Here is an 18,192-nt window from a genome sequence, read left to right as displayed (position 1 = left end):
TTTTTGATGCAGCACTTTTATGTGCCTCACTGAGACTTTTTTCCTCATAGATATAAGTAAACCCCAAATCAGGGAGTGAAATTATATGCTCCCCCCAGGGGTAGTGTTGTTTTCCCTCCCTAATGAAAAAGACAACGAGGAGGAAACAGCAATGTCAGAGAATTTTTCCGAGACAGTAAAACAGATCAATGCACAGTTGCGGAGCTTCGGTTCCGAAGCAGTGCAGCAAGTGATGTTCAAAGACAGAGATGGCAAGGTCATCGGTCAGATCAGGTACGGGTTCAAGCCCCAGTACGTTTTTGATGCGGTCAATGAAATCCTGCAGCCTGAGAACTGGCGTTATGAAATTGTCAGCAAGGAAATTTTTGATTTCCAGGCAGTGGTGGAAGTGAAGCTCTTTATTCGCATAACAAACGAATGGCTTTGCAAAGGCTCTCAGACAGGGCAAATGAATATTGTGAAGAAAAACGTTGGCGATGCCTACAAAGGTGCCGTTACCGACGCTCTTCAGAAGTGTTTTTCTCTTGTCTCTATTGGTTCTGATGCTTACAGAGGATTGCTTGAAGATGTATATAAAAGCGGTTCTGGAAACAGGCCTCCAGCAAACAATAGACAGTCTCTGCCACAGCAACCACAAACCACGGATCCACAGACACCACCCCAGCCCGGCCCTCAAATCGCCGGTGTTGACTATCAGCAGCTCAATGGAAGACTTATTGCCATTGGAGATACCTTCAACAAGAAAGAACTGTTGAAAGCTGTTGGATTCCGGTGGGATGGAGCTGAGAAAAACTGGTATAAGGAGGTCGCCGTACACTAACGCTAACTTTTAAGACAACAAGACATCAATCAAATGAGGGAGTAATACACTTTCCCTCATGGGGATATCCGTGTTTTCTCTCTCGGCTTATCAAAGGAGAACAGAATGGATATTCGACATACCCTGCATAACAGCTTACAGCTTCTCTCGAAGCAGCATACCGAAGAAACACTTGGTGATAGACGGAATTACCTGGGCGCATCCGATGTCGGATATTGTCCTCGAAAGGTAATTCTTGAAAGGATTTATCCTTGTGAGCATGACCTGGCTACCCTGTTACGTTTTCAGCGGGGACACATGGCCGAAGATATTGTAGCAGCAGCGTTTACCGCAGCCGGATTCAGTAATTATGAGCGACAGGTGGAAGTGGATATTTCCACCGATAAGCTTCCGGCACTGGTGCATATCGACTTTGTGTTCACCGCGCAGCAGAAGAAGATCAAATCCATCCTTGAAGTAAAAGCCGGAAAGATACCGGATCAGCCGTACAGCTCCTGGGAGTCGCAGCTCTATCTGCAGATGGGAGCCCTGGCTGAAAAGTATCCTGATTATACGATCAAAGGGGCTGTATTATCTCTTGATCTAAACGAAGGTGACGCTGGTTTTTACAACGGCTATACCCCGCAGGACACGCTTTACAATGGATTACTTCAGCGGGCTGAATCTATTTGGAATGACTATCAGCAAAGCCTGAAAGGACAAAAAATAGAACTGAAAACAGAACCAGGACCGCTGTGTGGTTTTTGTAACCATATCAGGACGTGTCCTAGGTTTGCAGCAGATGATATTCCTGAAATGGATGACTTTATCGCTGACTTTCAAAAACTGAAAGAAAAGGAGAAGAAGTACAAGGAAAAAGTCGCTACCCAGAAGAAGATCTTGCTCACCATGGTTCGTGGCAGAGGAAATTTCCGGGCTGGAGGCTATCTTCTCAAAAAGGCAACCCGTACACGACAGAATCTGGATATGACCAGCCTGGATAATTTCTTAGCTGAGAATGGTACCTCTATATCAGAGTTTCAAGAGCCTTCGACGTTTTCCTTTTTGGATATTAGAAGAGCTCCAAAATAAGTAAGTCCAACGGATTAATTTTTACCCAATCCAACCCGACCAGGGGAATATTTTCCCCACGGTGGGGACCTTGATGTTCTCCTGGCTCATTTTTATTACAAGGAGAAGTCATGCAAAAAACAACTTTAATCGGCAATCTTGGAAGCAATCCTGAACTTCGGGACGCAAACGGTACACCTGTATGTTCATTTTCAGTGGCTACTACTGAGCGCTGGAAAGACGGGCAGGGAAACAAGCAGGAAAAAACTGAGTGGCACAAAATTGTTGCTTGGAGAAACCTGGCGAGTATTTGCACTGAGTACCTCAAAAAAGGCTCAAAAGTCTATGTGGAGGGAAAGAATCAAACACGAAAATGGACGGATCGAAACAATGTAGAGCACTATATCACAGAGATTCATGCCAAAGAAATAGAGATGCTTGGTAATTCAGATGGCGGCAATGGATATTCTGGAAACGAAGCTCCCCCGAGTTACCAGGATGAAGTTCCATTTTAGGATGCTGCCCCTTCCTAATAAAAGCTGAGAGAACCCATTAACCAGGGGAATCATACCCCTGACAAGGGCATTGATTCCCCTTTTTTATTTGGAGGATCAATCAATGCTCTACATACAAGAAGAAAAAGGAAAATATCAACCGGCTCCAGCAGATGCAGTGTTTATGGAGGCAAGTCGACTCAGTGACAAGCGTCTTGAAAAAGGCGAATTTATTGGCTCTTCATATGATGCCAAGGTAGCAGTGGGCTGGAAAATCCGGAAGCACAGTGTGGAAGTGTTCGCATGTCTGTTTCTGGATAGCGCTAATAACAGTCTTGGTTTTGAGGTGATTTGCTCCGGGACTATTAATTGCAATACTGTGCATCCACGTGAAGTGGTTAAGGCTGCCTTCAGCTATGATGCGGCGGCAGTGATTATTGCCCACAATCACCCATCTGGACAATCTACACCGAGTAAAGAGGATATTGAGTTAACAAGAAAGCTCAAAGATCTTCTGGATCCATTGCAAATCAAGGTGCTTGATCACCTTGTTGTCGGCAATGAGGTTACATCCTTCATGGATCTTGGTTTGTTAAAGTAACTATTCCCTTTCACCAGGGGCAATTCTGCCCCGGTGGGGAGTCTTGTCCCTTTTTTATTTAAGGAGGCAAGATATGCAAACAGCACAAGCTATCCATCCCGTTACTGTTGCGGAACCCCGGGAGCTGGTCAGTGATCAGTTACTTAGTGACGTGCACGGGGAAATCCTTTTGATCCGTACAGCTCACGCAACCACCATTTGCAAGCGTACTGCAGCAAACATGAGACAGCAGGCGTTGACCTGGCTTTACAGAGCAGGAACTGAAAATGCCAGCTTTCTTCTGGGTAAAATGTCGGAAAAAGGCGGTCGGTTTCAGGTTGTCACCAGAGGCCAGGCTATAGAGGTGCTTGGGACATGGATTTTCAAAGGGTTGTAACACGGAATGAGAAAGAACGAACAACCAGAATATCTGCAACCATAAGTAGAACAACACAATAACTGCCAACAGGCAGGTATCCCTCAACAGGGGCAGCATACAGCCCCCGTTGGGGAGGTATGTCTTGTCCCTGTTTTATTTTTACCAAATGGAGACAAGGCCATGACACGCAATATTTCAATTCTTTCAAACGACGATATCATCGAAATGGCACCTGCAGCTGGAGCCTGGGAACCTATGGAGGGTGTTTCTTCCAGGTATTCCTTTGTTCCTACAGTGAAGGCCATTGACCTGTTACGTGACGTAGGATGGCAGCCTATCTTTGCCACGCAGTCAGGGGTAAGGAAGCGAGCACGTAATGGATATCAAAAACATCTGATACGCTTTGCACAGCCAGATTTGATCATGCGAGATGAGCGTATTGATCTCCTGCTCTATAACAGCCATGATCGAGGTTGTTCGTTCAAACTTATGGCTGGGATTTGGCGCTTTGTTTGTGGAAATGGATTGGTTGTTGGTGATGAATATGCCAATTTCAGCCATAAGCATATTGGATTTAACCCAGATGATTTTATGCAGTCCGCCGTGCAAATTGCAGGATCTGCAGGTGACATTGCTGGTCAGATGGATGAGTTGAAGCAGATTGAACTCATCCCCGAGGCACAGAGTATATTTGCCAAATCAGCCCATCGACTGGTTTATGATGAGCGTGATGAAGCTCCTGTTCAACCTGATGATCTTTTGAAAACACGAAGGTATGAAGATGAGGGACCTAATGTTTGGAATACCTATAATCGAATTCAGGAGAATATAATCGATGGCGGTTTACGCGGATCTAAAGTCGGAACAAACGGGAGAAGACGAAGGGTAACAACCAGACCGGTAAAAGCCCTAGATAAGAATCTTAAGTTAAACCAAGCCCTCTGGGTGTTGACTCAGGAAATGGAAAAACTTGCTAAGGAAATTGCATAGAAGCAAATAAGGGTTTTAACCTTGCCCCCCTGACTACTAGCCGCTTCCCTTCGGGGAGGCGGCTTTTTTATTTTGAAAAGGCTTGTTAACAAACTGCTTCACTGGTCAAAGTGTTCATGTATGCAGGTCAAATTTTTACCTTGCAAGAGAGTCTGATGGATACTCAGATTTCCATTATTGTGATCAGAAGGAAAGGGGCAGGCATCTAATTCTGACAGAAATTTTAAATAGTCCTGGTGATTACTCGACCCAATCGTTTCGTCGTACAGGCTGGTTTGTAATATAACTACATACAAAACAGATACATCAGTTCGCAGCCAATGTACCCGCTGTTGGCGGCTGACAATATAGTTTGACCGTTTTTATTTTTGATGGTTGATTGATCGTGCCATGGTATGTGGCTCTCTGCCTAACAAGACTCTCTCGAAAAATCAGTATCTACTACCAGTCCTGAGCACAGCTACAAATGGAGCAATAGTTTGAATGTAAGGATAGAAGAGAGTCTTTGGAAAGCTTAAGTCTGCAGTTGCTCCATTGGGAGCGACTGTATCCGACCTTGCAACTCTAACCTCTCAGAAAGTGTTCTAAAATTTGACGAAATTGATCTGTGCGGTAGATCCTAAAAGTATGCTCTAATTATCACCTATAATCTGGCTGGTTTTCATCAACTGGTTACCCAGCATGGTGATTATCAATCTTTGAAATTCCGAAGCAAGCAACGGGTTTTCCTGCTCTATCTTCTTCCGATTGTCATCTGTTAACTTGTATACCAAACCACTTTTAACCACGTTGGCATCATACGGGGCGTGGTAACCAAGATAGGAACCCAATTCTCCAGTGATAGTCCAGGGACCGAGTGTTCGAATTCGGTTAAGCTTCCCTTCACTGTCTTTTCGAGAGAGTGTGACTTGGCCTCGTACAATAAAGAAAATATCGCTGGACTCATCATGTTCGGCATACAGTTGATCACCTTCACGCACCGCCATTTCCTGGAGGTAAGGTTTCATTTTTTCAGTCAGACTCTCAAACATCACCTGAATCTCCAGGGCAGCCATCATATCTGAGTAGACTGCTCCCAGCATAGACTCCCCGAGCCCCTGTGTACTATCTTTTGCCTGCTGAATTTTCTTAGTTTCAACCGCAATTATCCTGTCTTCGCAATATTCGGTGGCATGATCCATGTCCGCGAATTCGTGAAGCGAAGGATAGTTTTCCGGGGTGAAACCATTTGTTCTAAGTGTCATTTCAATGGATTGTGAAAGGTTGACGAGTACTAAAGGAATCTCTTGCTTTTCAAGGTGCTTGGCGAGTTTGGAGAAACTCTGGACTGCCGATGAATCAATACCCTGTACAAGCTTTAAATTCATTATGAGAAATCTTAACTGGCTCTCTTCCGCTGATGCCAGGTTCTTGACCTTTTCATAGAGACTGTTAGCAGTACCGAAAAATATAAAACCTTGAAGTTGTAAAGCAAGCATACTCTCTGCATGGTAATCAAGCATTCTCTGGTCAGTTATAGGACGGTCTTTGCTGCTTCGTACCTGGCTGCCATCACGTACTTCCTTGATGATATTGATTGTACTGTAGCGAATAACAAAAATAACGACCGAAGCTACTACACCAACAGCAACACCCTGGAGAAAACCAAAGAACTCAACTACCAGAACGATACTGATGATGATTGCATAATCGACTCTAGATATAGATTTCCTACTATCGACAACCCACTCCTTGAGCATTGACAACCCAAGATAAAGTAATAATCCACCTGCAACAAAATTAGGAAAAAAAGCGAGGAATGTTCCGCCAACGAAGAATACGAGAAGTAAGAACATTCCCTGCATGACGCCAACCATCCTCGATACTGCCCCAATACGTGTAGCCAAAGCTGTTTGGCTGACCAGCACATAACTAGCAGGCGCTGCAATGATGGCTGTTGCCAGGTTGGCAATACCTGTTGCTTTCAGGTCCTTGTTCATATCAAGGTCCCTGCCGGCTATCACCTCAATCCCGCTGGAGTTGAGGAGGAATGATGTTGCGCTTAATGTTACAATGGTGGCAATACTGCCAGCATGCTGCAACACAATCATCCAGTCGATGCGTGTTATATCGGGTAAGGTTGCTGCTTTCCACAGTGGACCGTCCGGTAGTGGACCAAGTAGCCATCCGTCTTGTTTGAGTTGGTCGATAGATACACCGAATGCGAGAGCAACCAGGATAAAGGTAACAATGGTTATGAGGATGGTCGCCGGGGTAATAAACATATTCTTTGGGTATTTGCCAGTCAGGGTCAGTAGGGTTACTGCAAAAGCCAAGGCAAGGAACAGCGGTATAAAGGGAACATTTTGTAAGAAGGTTATTAAACCGGAGACCTTTAAGGCAACTCCTGTTGATACCTGAATACCTCCAGTAAAGAGAAGCCACCCCGTTGCAGCAAGAAAACCACCGAGTACCGGGTACGGAATAAAACGGACTAGATTGCCGAGTTTGAAATAACCGAGTAGAAGAAAAGCTATGCCGGTTAGTACTGTGGAGACGGCTATCGTTGCAAAAATGTTTGCAAAAAGGGTCTCAGGAGGTGAAGCTGAAAGCAGTTGTGCAAGTGATAAGGCGATAATCGCCGAAATGGCAGCAGGCACATCCTGGATACTGCCAATGGTACCAGAGTATGTGGATAGCAGGGCAAGGATCACAGAAACAACACAGGCCCCCACCAAAAACAAGGCCACCCCGGCACCAAAAAAATCAGGGCAGGTCTTAGAGAATATAAGGGTGGCATACGAAACCATAAAGCTGGTGTTGAGAATACCGAATATTCCAGCTGCGGTGATATCGGATACAATTGAAGTGCTGACTTTAGAAGTTGCTGTGCCTGTTGAAGCCATGCGTGCTCCCTTGCAGTTTGAATTAAGTGATGCTCAATAGAGATTTGCGTAAAATTTCAGGAAGCGATGAATGCAAATCGTTTCCGTTAATTGCATAAAATGGGCCACTGTGTTTCAGTGGGTTGATTGGCTCACCGTGCAGATCAAAAATTTCTCCACCTGCTGAGCGAAGAAGCAGGGTTGCTGCTGCCAGATCATACGGTTTGGCTGCTTCCTGTGTCCAAAGGTTGAGATAATTGGAACTTCCCTTTGCACTATCCATGAGGGCATGTGCCGGAGAACCTCCGGGTGAGCGAACAAAATGTATTTCATTACTCCGCCAGAGTTTATAGACCCGCTCCAGCAGGTGACCATGTCGATTGGGGTGTACAGTTGGTCCTCAACGTGATCACCAAGAAACGAGTTGATAGCAGCATGCAATTGGTCCCACGCAATTTTACGGGGTTCTGTTTCAACCACCAAGGATTGATCAAAAATATCCTTAAACTCGACCGGGACTCCCAAATCATCTTCAGATCCTGGCTCACTCCGATTCTTTAGAGGTTTGTCCTGGAGAAGTATGACTGCTATTCGCGGTTCAACTTCTGCGGCCTTTATAGCTTCCCGCAATAAAAGGGGCAACGGTCCATTACCATAATTACAACCAAAGCCAAAGAGACGTTCAATCTCCCGGTTTCCTAGATGTGCCTGTGCAGTCACGTATTGACTAGCCGGGTTTATCCTGGCGTTCATCAACCCGTCACCAATTATAACAATCTTCGGAGTGATCGTCCTTGTGGACGCCATGGTCATGTCCTCGTAAAAAAAAGATATTTAGAAGTTTGCCAGCCCTTTTGCTTCGTTTTCAAAAACCATCAACAAGGTGCTGAACCCTGAAATATCAAACACCTCTTTGACATCCGGGTTGAGGTTGGAAACCCGTAACTCTCCGCCTTCACCTTTGAGGTTCTGCGCTGTAGCCAGGAGGACTCTAAGGCCGGCACTACTAATGAAATCGAGCTTTTCTAAGTTAAGTAGAATCTTGTTTTTACCTTCCTGCTGGAGGTTGCCGAGAAATTTTTCTGCCTCAGGTGAGGTCATAGTATCCATTTCCCCAGTGAGAAGAACGACCGCAACACCATTTTCATCACGAGTTTCAATATTCATACGTCTTCCTTGTTTGTAGAATTGGGTATTTTTGCTGTTTCTTACAAATTAACTTTCCTTCGTATCAACAGTGAGATTTTTAATGAGGGTAACGACATTTCTGTCGACCTTCCGATTATATGAAGCCTTATCCATTAACGTGCGAACAAGATGGATCCCCAAGCCTCCGATTGGCCTGTCGTCAATCTCAGAGCTGGTATCAGGAGCGGGAGCCTCGAACGGATTAAATGGCATCCCATCATCTTCTATGGTGACAATCAGCCTGTCACCAGCCTTAACAAATGTCAGAAGGATTGTGTGCTGATCATCGTCTTCATAGGCGTATGATATGACGTTGTTGACCAGTTCGTCAAAGACCAGGCTCAATTTTCTTCGAATACTTGTTTCTAAATTAACTTCTTCAGCGAATTCTTTAAAACGGTCCTTGACAGATTCAATTTCTTTCAGGTCGTTAGTGATGCTCATCTCCACTTTGTGCAGAGAGTCTGTATCCGGGGCTACGGCGTATTGCAGCGCTAGAACAGTAATGTCATCAAACTGGTCGGCAGTGTCCTCAAACCTTTTAATTTCAGTAATGAAGTGCTCAGTCGTTTCCTGAGTATCAAAGCCTCGTGTTTGATTGAGTACCTCCAGCATGTAGTCGTCGCCGAAGAACTTCTTCTCCGAATTCCTTGCCTCAGTTACGCCATCTGTGTAAACGAAAAGAAGGTCGCCTTTCATCAGTTGTATAGAGTCTTCCTTGTACGTGAGTCCGGACATCGCTCCTAAGACCGGACCATGGCGCTGTGTGAGCTGAAGAAGTTCACCATCGGCTTTGCGCACAACAGGCGGGTTATGGCCACCGTTGGTAAATGTCAGCTTTCCTGTGACGACATCAAAAACCGCTATGAACACTGTGACGAACATCGATTTTTTGTTGTCGCTACTCAGTTCATCGTTAACTCGGGTGACAATACTGGCGGTAGAGATATCTTCGGTGGCTCTTGCTTTCATCAGTGTTCGGGTTACCGCCATAAACAGGGCCGCTGGTACACCTTTGCCTGACACATCACCAACACAGACACAGATGCGGTTTTCGTCGATAAAGAAGTAATCGTAAAAATCACCGCCCACCTCTCTGGCAGGTATAAGCGCAGCATGAAGAGAAAATTCATTGCGCTCAGGGAACGGAGGAAAGAGCTGGGGCACCATACTCATCTGGATGTCACGACCAACGTTCAGCTCTTCCTGCATTCGGTCTTTATGGGCTTCGATTGTCTGGTACGCAGCCTTGAGGTCATCCCGCTGCTGTTTAAGCTCAAGCTGGGTTTTTACCCGTGCAAGGACTTTTGGAGCAGAAATAGGCTTGGTCAGGTAGTCGGCAGCTCCCACCTCGAACCCTCTGGTCTCATCGGTACTTTCCCCCATAGCGGTGACGAACATGACAGGAATATCACAGGTGTTTTTGTTTTCCTTTAACCGTTGACACACCTCATAGCCATCCATTTCCGGCATCATGATATCGAGCAGGATGAGGTCTGGAGGGGCTGCTGACTCTGCGGCTTTGAGGGCCTGCTTCCCGCTTATTGCAGCCATGGTCTTGTAATATGGCTTCAGGAGGTCATGGAGCACATTGATGTTGAGCCGCTCATCATCAACTATCAGTATTTTGTATTTACTCTCATCCATCTACATTTCCTCTATCCCTGTTCTTAATTGAGCCAGGGTTTCCTGGGCTTCCTCAAATTCAAAACCGCTGACCTGTTTCACCAGCTTTTTGGAAACGGATCGCAATGTGTTGTTCGTTCCTACATCCGCCAAGAGACTATTCGCCAGTTCCTCAGCTTCAGGGTCCATTTCTTCCAGCAATGTGCTCAGGGTAGTCACCATTTCCAGGAGTTCATCGGGCGATTTCCCAGAAGCGCTCTGTGCGATTTCTTCTTCACCAAATTGTTGGGTAAGTCCATCCAGAACGATCTCAAGGGCTTCGCGAAATACCGACAATATTTCCCTGGCCTGTTCAAGATCGCCCTCTTTGATGTGCTTCTCGATGTTTTTTGAGTTCTCCTGCAGATCCTTTGCACCCAGGGTACCCCCAATCCCTTTGAGCGTATGGGCTATACGCTCGGCTGTTGCCAAATCTTCCTGCTCAATGGCATGGGCCAGTTCCTGACCATCCTGGCTATGGTCTGCCAGGAAATCTTTGAGTAGTTTGAGATAGAGGGTGACATTTCCACCAACCTGGCCTGTGCCCGTCTGAATGTCGATACCAGGGAGTGAGTCTGGCAGTTGCTGTGATGTCGAGCCTGAATCAGCTGCAGTTTTCTGCTGATCCTTTTCAGCAACCTCTCTTTCACCAGGTTTGATCCATTTTAATAAGGCTGCAAAAAGGTGGTCGGGATTTATAGGCTTGACAATGTGGTCGTTCATACCGGCCTCAGCCGCCTGTTTTTTATCCTCTTCGAGGGCATTGGCTGTCATGGCCAGCACTGGTAGATCATCGTATTCCTGTTGTTCCCGTATTCTGGCGGTTGCTGCATATCCATCTAAAACCGGCATCTGGATGTCCATGAGAACACAATCGTATACATGTGGCTGGTTTTCGAGAATCTCAAGACACTCCTGACCGTTATTCGCTATATCGACGTTGAAGCCACCAAGTTCAAGAAGCTCAACGGCCACCTGCTGGTTGACTTTGTTATCTTCAACCAGAAGCAAACGTGCCCCTTTGATTGTTTTAAGTGATTCGTCGGTGATATCCCCTGTTTTTTCAGATACTTTCTTTTCTGAATCGATTTTTCCAAATACCTCCATTATGACATCGAACAGCAGCGAGGGGTTTGTCGGTTTTGAGAGGTAGTTGTCTAGCAAATCGATATCTGGATCATCCATATAATCGTCCTGGTTGAGGGCAGATACCAGGATGATCTTTACTGAATCCCCGTAGTTATCTCGTATAATCCTGGCTGTCTCGATACCATTGAGGCCAGGCATGTTATAATCGAGCAATACGAGTTCAAATGGTGAGTCTGCGGCCTTCATCATCGCCAGCCCCTTATCGCCGGACTCGGCTGTACTGACCTCAAATGAGAATTGCTCCAGATAATCTGAAAGGATGGTCAGGGCGTTGGTGTTATCGTCAACGACCAGCACTTTCGTGCCCCGCAAGTCAGGCGCCGGGATCAGCGCCGGTTTCTGCTTGAGTTCAGAAATTCCAAACCGGGCGGTAAAGGCAAAGGTACTTCCTTTACCGGGTTCGCTTTCAACCCATATGGTCCCGCTCATCAGCTCTACAAGCTGTTTTGAGATTGCAAGGCCCAGCCCCGTACCACCATATTTCCTTGTGGTAGAGGTGTCAGCCTGGGAGAATGATTTAAACAGCCGCCCTAGTTGCTCCTCATTCATCCCGATACCGGAATCTTTAACTCTGAATGTTATGGTGCACTCATGTTCTGAGAGTTCATCAAGGGCAATTGAGATTATGATTTCTCCATCATCAGTGAATTTGACGGCATTGTTGGCGAGGTTTGTCAGGATTTGCCCAAGTCGTAAGGGGTCTCCCACTAAAGTGACCGGCACGTCGGGATCCCTTGAAAACAGAAGTTCAATACCCTTTTCCCTGGCCTTTATCGAGACAATCGTTGCCAGGCTGTTGAGCGTTTTATCCAGCTCAAAAGGAATTGCTTCCATGTCCAGTCGCCCAGCTTCGATCTTTGAAAAATCAAGGATATCATTGATTATTCCAAGTAGAGAATTGGCTGAGCCGTGGATCTTTTCCAGATAATCATGTTGCTTGGGTGAGAGGTCAGTGCGAAGACACAGGTCGGACAATCCTATCACCGCGTTCATGGGAGTGCGAATTTCATGGCTCATGTTAGCAAGAAAATCGCTTTTTGCTTTGGTTGCTGCCTCTGCTATCTCTTTTGCCTTCCTTATTTCCTCTTCGGCTTTTTTACGTGTAGTAATATCACTGATTAAACCGATTGCATGCCAAACCCCATTAAGATTAACACTTGAAAGCAAAAGTTCGATTGGAAATTCTAGACCATCCTTGTTGGTGGCTGTGAGCTCTCGAGATTTGCCTATAAGAGGACCTTCTCCAGTTTGACGAAAATGTTCCAGTCCTTTGGTGTGTTGCATTTGGTACTTTTCCGGAACGATCAAATCATCTAATTCTTTACCTACAGCATCACTGGCACTCCACCCAAAAATCTGCTCTGCAGTCTTGTTCCAGAAAGTTACCTCCCCTGTTTCTGAGGATATCATTATGATTGCACTCAAAGCAGAGGAAGTAATTTTACTTAACATTTCCTCATTTTCCTTAAGGGCCCTTTCAGCCTTCAGCCGTTCACTGATATCCCTGAAAACAACAACGGAGCCCAAGAGCTCATCCCCTTTTATAATTGGCACAGAGGTATACTCTACAGGGAATGAAGAACCGTCTTTTCTCCAGAGTATCTCATCAGTTATAAAAAACTCGACACCTTCTGTTAAAGATCTATACATTGGGCACTCTTCCACAGGGTAGGGACTGTTATCTGCATGTGAATGGTGAATGATAGGGTGTATTTGTTTGCCGATGATCTCCTCGGAAGAGAAACCAATCATTTCCAATCCCGCCGGGTTTATGAAATTAACCAGCCCATCTTTACCAACCCCAAAAATACCTTCACCAACTGACTCCAGGAGCAGCCTGCTGCGTTCCTCCGCTTCACTAACAGCCCGTTCAGCCTGTTTCATTTCAGAGATATCGATTAAGACACCAATAATCCCACCGGGAGAACCATTTTTTAGGGTGAAGGTTTGCTTAAGGTGAAGCATGTCACGGGACTCACCGTTAGCCAGGGTGAAAGAACGTTCCTCCTGCATGCCTCCACCCGTAGCCAGGAGATTCTGATCAAGTTCCTGAAGCTCATTTCGCATCTCCAGAGGAAACATATCGAGATCAAGAACAGTCTTACCGATCAGTGACTCCCGCGACATTCCAAACGCCTCTTCAAATGCGGCGTTGCAGACGGTGTATCGTGTATCCGGTCCTTTAACGAAAATGATGCTTGGGAGAGCATCGAGAAGGACCTTCTGAAAATCGAGCTGGGCGGCGATGAACTCTTCACTTTGCACAAGCTCTTCATGAGCGAGAGCAGATTTTATACGGTTTCGCACAAAGAGAATAGAAAGGGCGAGGATTAATCCCAGGCTGGTGAGTAGACTGATTGTGGTCTGACGCTGTATTTCACGAATGGAGGTATAGGCTTCAGCGACATCGATTTCGGAAGTCACTCCCAGACCAAGCTCTTCATCCCAATACCATGCGCCTATGACAGGGACACCGCGATAGTCAAAATAGCCTTCGAGGTTGACGTCGTTATTCCCGTCGATGGCCGATTGGGCCATAAGGGTTAGAGGTAAGTCCTCGAAAGCCAAAGAGGGGGTGAAACCTTCAGTCAGGTTACCACCAGGGTTTCTCAGCTTTATGTTGAGAAGAGAGGGGGTTCCGGGCTTCAGCAGGCCAATCTTTTGAAGTTCAGTATCGAACCTGCTTTCGCTGATCATCACCCCCTGACGGTTGAAGGCATAGCTTTCCCCCGATTCTCCGATGCGTGCTCGTTGTAATATATCGGAAAAATCCTGTTGTGGATCGATCAACAGGACGAGAACTGCATGTGAGTTATCCCTGTACAGAGGGATAGTGGAAGCAGCCATCATGTTTGCAGTTTGGCCAAACAATGTATCATCAGCCTCCCGTTTCCTGGGTAGGCTCAATGCTGTAAATTGCGGGCCGGACAGGCTTTCTTTAAGAAAGGCAATATCTTTTGAACTTGTAAAGGTCTTGCCTATGTATTCTTGCACATTTGAAGCTGTGACAAGTCCTTCCTCCCGTACTATCAGATATCCTGTATAGATACCTTCTGCCAGAAGGGGCTGCATAAGGGTGTTGAGTGTATACTGTTCTTCGGCGCTTCGGAACTGCTCGTCCGGATTACTGTTGTCAATTATGGAAAGTTTATCCGCCAAATGCCTCACGCTGGGCAGGTGTGCCCATGATTTCACCTCCCGCTGACGCTCATTGAGCCAGTTTCGTGTGCCAGTTGAGGTAGTATCCAGGACCGTAAGCAAGGTTGCGCGGAGGTCTGCCATCTCAAGTTGTTGCTGCTGTTTCATATGATTGAGAGCAAGCAGGGTGATTGCGAGGGCAGCGCCGGCTGATGCCAGAAGTAGCGGCCATGATCTGATGATACTTTTTCTCACCAGATCATTTCTCTCCCCGCTCTTTACAGGTCCTTTTTCTCTTGCCCCAACCACCTTTTCTGCTTTAGGGCTAAACCAGTATAGGGCAGTAAAGAGCAGGAGGAGTATCAAAAAAATTGTGCAGGTCCCAAGAATTTTGAGCAGATTGACAAGCCGTACTCTCTTTGCTTCCCAGGATAGGATTTCATTGTTGGTCCTGTCAGCTATAGCTTTGCTGAATGCTTCGATGTTCCTCATGGCTCGGGCTTTGGCACCATGGTACTCTTGATCATGGAGGAGTTGGAGAGCAAGCTCCCGGTCAACAGGACCCGGTTTTACAAGTTGACCTGATTCATCAGGGTATCGTCCCTGGGCGAGCGCAATAGCACGCTGTTCGACTAAGGCAAGGGTATCTGACTGGTATTTTGCCTTGTTCAGCATATTGAATTCATGTTGCGTGAAATCCAGCTCTTTCATGAGTTGCTCAAAAGCAACAGGATGTTCATCTGGCCGTGGTTTTTTGTTCGTTGCACTCAAATAGTCCCAGTAGATATTGTGGTATTCTTTTGGCCGTGGAGCTTCTCCGTTACGGATTGCAAGAATTGTTGAAAAGTATTCCAAGTACCGTTTTTCCCCGGATACAACGTAAGTCCGTGCCATCCGCGTAAGGTCATCGGATGTCTGACGAAGGAGATCAGCAAGGTGCAGTGATTCAATCCGTTTCTCTTCAGCCGTTGAAATCTCTTTGTTGATTTGGAGGAAGAAATAGAGTGCACTTGAGCTGGCAAAGATCAGGTTAAGCAATAAAAAGACAAGGGAGATGTAAATGGCGTGTCGCCGCTCCAGGCGCTGCCAGGCCCGGATCAGAAGGAGTAGCCCAATACATGCGATTGCTAACTGGATAAGAATTACGTTCTTTGATACCAGGCCACCGGTTTGCAAATCATCAATTTGCGCATCGTGGGAAAACTGGGACTGCATATACCAGCTCTCCTCAATGACCATGAGCTCATGATCTGGAATTGAATCAAATACTTTTTTGACAATGCTTTCCAGCTCGGGCCAATCAGAGCGAAAACCAATTTGAATATTCTGCGGTTCAAGACCGGTGGAGCCTGCCGGCTTGAGTGAGGGGAATCCACCGGTATTCAGCAAGTGATTGACGACGCCCAGATTCTCGATAAATGTTGTAGCGGATCCGTTGCTCACCACTTGTAAACCTTGACGTGCATTGTCGACCAGCAGGAAATTCAACTTTGGATATTGATCAAGAATGGTGTCAGTTACAGCATAGCCCCGTACGAGAGCAACTTTGCCGGAAAGATCAGAAAGATGTGAAAGCGGTGGAAGTGCAGGATGATCCTTTCTGGTGACGTATACCCACTCTTGCTTGATATAGGGTTGTGAGAATGTAAGATAGGTTGAACGAGAAGGACTACCGGTTAATGCCGGGATGAGATCCAGCTCTCTCTGTTTCGCTCTGGCTAAAACCTCTTGCCATGATAGTCCTTTCTGAACCAGGAAGCTGATGCCTGTTTTCCTCTCAAAAATTTTCAGGATATCAGCTGCAATTCCACTGTGCTTTCCTGAATCGTCGATGAAATCAAAGGGAGGCCAGTCAGGATCAACCCCGACCCACAACGTTGGATGATGCTTCAGCCATTCCTGCTCTTTCTCCGTGAACCTGATTTGTGTATCAAACAGCTCCTCTATTTGTTGGGCTGATTGTTTTGCAGAGGAAGATACCCACTTATTCGCTATCGTTTTCTCCTCTTCAGGAGTTATGCTCTTTAATCCTTTTTCCAGTATTGACTGGAGTTGGGGTAGATTTCTTCGCACCCCCATATGAAGTTTGTTGCGTTCGTCATCATCTATCCCCGATGGTCCTGCAATCCTTAACCCAACAAGGAGTTTCTTTCGCATGGTATAGTCGACTACCGCCCGACTGCCGATAAATGCCCTGGCGCGCCCGTCAAGAACGGCTGTAAGGCCGTCCGAAAAACTGCCAACTTCGACTACTCTTATGTCAGGGTAACGATCCCGAACGGTCTGTTCATAATAGTAGTCGTTTACGATAGCAACACTTGATCGTGATAGATCTTCTAGTGATTGGACTGCCAAATCCCCTTGTTTGGTAACTAGTACTTTTGGATATTCAATATAGGGGGATGTGAAAAGTGTATATTCCTGTCTTTCCTTGGTTTTACTTATCACCGGGAGTATATCTAGATTATCCGTGCGGAGCATTTCAAGGAATTCCGACCAAGAGAACCCATTAACAAACTCAAAAGAGAGGCCTGTTTTTTCGCCAATAAGACGTAAAACATCAATGCTGTATCCTTTGGCCTCACCATCTTCAACAAAATCAAATGGTGGATAGTCGTTCTCATTGCCGACCCGAAGGACAGGATTTTCTTTAACCCACTGAAGTTCAGCAGGTGATAATTGTACTCTGTTCTCTACAATGAAAGCGTAGTGGAGAATCAGCTGTCCGATTGGCTCATCTTCAAAAATCACATCATATTCATGACGATTCAATGTTGAGAGAATTTCTTTTGGCAATTCGGCCTGAGGCTTGAAGGTGCCGCTCTCTCTGTATCCGCTGAAAAAAACTGTGTCATTATTAGTGTCGACCAGTTCTACAGCGATAATTGAGGGGTACGTATTTACAAGCGAGACGATAAGCGTGGATACGACGTCTGAATCATAGTTGTAAAAGGGCTGTGAAACGAATTGGCTGATTGAAGCCGCTATGGCCTCTATGTCATTTTCGCCATGCACATCCTTTATACTGGTAAGTGGTAGCGCAATGAGCACGAGGAAGAATGCCACTGCTCGACTCAACCTTTTACAACATCCCATTAATTGAGGTGGCAAAATACAGTGCATCTGCTTGTTTATAATCAAAGGTCGTTCTCTTGGAGTTGAACGTTTATAGCTTCAATGATCTCTGGTTGGACTGAAAAGCTGCAAGCCAGGTATCGATTATTACCCTGCGGCATTTCTGGAAAACGATGAAATGCAAATTGAGAGGCGGAGAACTCCTTCTTTTGAAAAAAATCTGTCGCTTCTTCCTCTGCAACAAGGAAATAATCACCTCTGCCGCTAAGAAGCATCTGCAACATCTCACCCGTGTTGCTGCTTATGACTGTCAACGTCTTTGGTTGCATTTTTTCTATATGTTCATCAAGGAAAGTACCATAAGAGAAGCTGTCTTTTACCAGCAGTGTAATTGAGTTATCGGAAAAGAGGCTTTTGATATCAGAATGGCGGGCAACCGCATCATCACCATTTCTAGCGAGAACGACAGTGGGCTTATCCTGGTAAATTGGAATGGAATAGCGGGCAAATTCCTCTCTTCCAGGCTTCTTGAACCAGCCAATTCCGCATACGTTCTTCTTGTCTGCCTTGATGGTCACCAGTTGACGTTTGAAAGGCATCTTTTTCCATTTGAACGGGATACCTACGTTGCTCAGTGCATTGGCAACAGGTGTGGCGGTCAACCCCTCAACACTATGAATATCCGTTTTGCTGGCATATGGTGGACGTTCCTCGTAAAAAATTTGAAGTGTTGGTTGAGCGAAAGATGGTCCTGACAGGAGTGTGAGCAAGCAGAGTAGAGTGAGCACGACTAGATTCAT

The 18,192-nt window shown here is 46.0% G+C and carries 12 protein-coding genes; 6 read left to right on the top strand and 6 right to left on the bottom strand.

The window, feature by feature from the left end; genetic code table 11:
* The first annotated feature begins 151 nt into the window (after positions 1-151).
* From ACX6CI_RS08815 to ACX6CI_RS08790, 6 genes are all read left to right on the top strand, one after another.
* Complete coding sequence (locus tag ACX6CI_RS08815) at positions 152-820, top strand: hypothetical protein (protein ID WP_458777787.1); 669 nt, start codon at positions 152-154, stop codon at positions 818-820.
* Between the two features lie 105 nt (positions 821-925).
* Positions 926-1,891: a PD-(D/E)XK nuclease family protein gene (locus ACX6CI_RS08810; protein WP_458777786.1), complete on the top strand. Its 966-nt coding sequence runs from the start codon at positions 926-928 to the stop codon at positions 1,889-1,891.
* 110 nt (positions 1,892-2,001) lie between these two features.
* A complete protein-coding gene (locus ACX6CI_RS08805; protein WP_458777785.1) occupies positions 2,002-2,385 on the top strand; it encodes a single-stranded DNA-binding protein in 384 nt (127 codons plus the stop codon).
* A 103-nt stretch (positions 2,386-2,488) separates the two neighbouring features.
* Positions 2,489-2,965 carry a JAB domain-containing protein gene (locus tag ACX6CI_RS08800; protein WP_458777784.1) on the top strand — a complete coding sequence of 159 codons (477 nt, stop codon included), beginning with the start codon at positions 2,489-2,491 and terminating at the stop codon, positions 2,963-2,965.
* Between the two features lie 73 nt (positions 2,966-3,038).
* A complete protein-coding gene (locus tag ACX6CI_RS08795) occupies positions 3,039-3,341 on the top strand; it encodes a hypothetical protein (RefSeq protein WP_458777783.1) in 303 nt (100 codons plus the stop codon).
* Positions 3,342-3,503: 162 nt separating this feature from the next.
* Complete coding sequence (locus ACX6CI_RS08790; RefSeq protein ID WP_458777782.1) at positions 3,504-4,313, top strand: DUF932 domain-containing protein; 810 nt, start codon at positions 3,504-3,506, stop codon at positions 4,311-4,313.
* Between the two features lie 632 nt (positions 4,314-4,945).
* On the opposite strand, the gene ACX6CI_RS08785 is transcribed toward ACX6CI_RS08790, so the two are convergent.
* The 6 genes from ACX6CI_RS08785 to ACX6CI_RS08760 form a co-directional block, all read right to left on the bottom strand.
* Positions 4,946-7,198 carry a SulP family inorganic anion transporter gene (locus ACX6CI_RS08785; RefSeq protein ID WP_458777781.1) on the bottom strand — a complete coding sequence of 751 codons (2,253 nt, stop codon included), beginning with the start codon at positions 7,196-7,198 and terminating at the stop codon, positions 4,946-4,948.
* A 114-nt stretch (positions 7,199-7,312) separates the two neighbouring features.
* The gene (locus ACX6CI_RS08780) at positions 7,313-7,984 is read right to left on the bottom strand and encodes a hypothetical protein (protein ID WP_458777780.1); all 672 of its coding nucleotides are present in this window, start codon (positions 7,982-7,984) and stop codon (positions 7,313-7,315) included.
* 27 nt (positions 7,985-8,011) lie between these two features.
* The gene (locus ACX6CI_RS08775; protein WP_458777779.1) at positions 8,012-8,344 is read right to left on the bottom strand and encodes an STAS domain-containing protein; all 333 of its coding nucleotides are present in this window, start codon (positions 8,342-8,344) and stop codon (positions 8,012-8,014) included.
* Between the two features lie 48 nt (positions 8,345-8,392).
* Positions 8,393-10,012: a SpoIIE family protein phosphatase gene (locus ACX6CI_RS08770; RefSeq protein WP_458777778.1), complete on the bottom strand. Its 1,620-nt coding sequence runs from the start codon at positions 10,010-10,012 to the stop codon at positions 8,393-8,395.
* Positions 10,013-17,458, bottom strand: a complete 7,446-nt coding sequence (locus ACX6CI_RS08765; protein ID WP_458777777.1) for a PAS domain S-box protein — start codon at positions 17,456-17,458, stop codon at positions 10,013-10,015.
* Positions 17,455-18,192, bottom strand: a complete 738-nt coding sequence (locus tag ACX6CI_RS08760) for a substrate-binding periplasmic protein (protein ID WP_458777776.1) — start codon at positions 18,190-18,192, stop codon at positions 17,455-17,457. The genes ACX6CI_RS08765 and ACX6CI_RS08760 overlap by 4 nt, the downstream gene beginning before the upstream one ends.

The sequence above is a fragment of the Desulforhopalus glucosivorans genome (genome assembly GCF_054397165.1).
The sequence above is the reverse complement of the archived record's forward strand: the minus strand, read 5'-3'. Positions and strand labels throughout refer to the sequence as shown.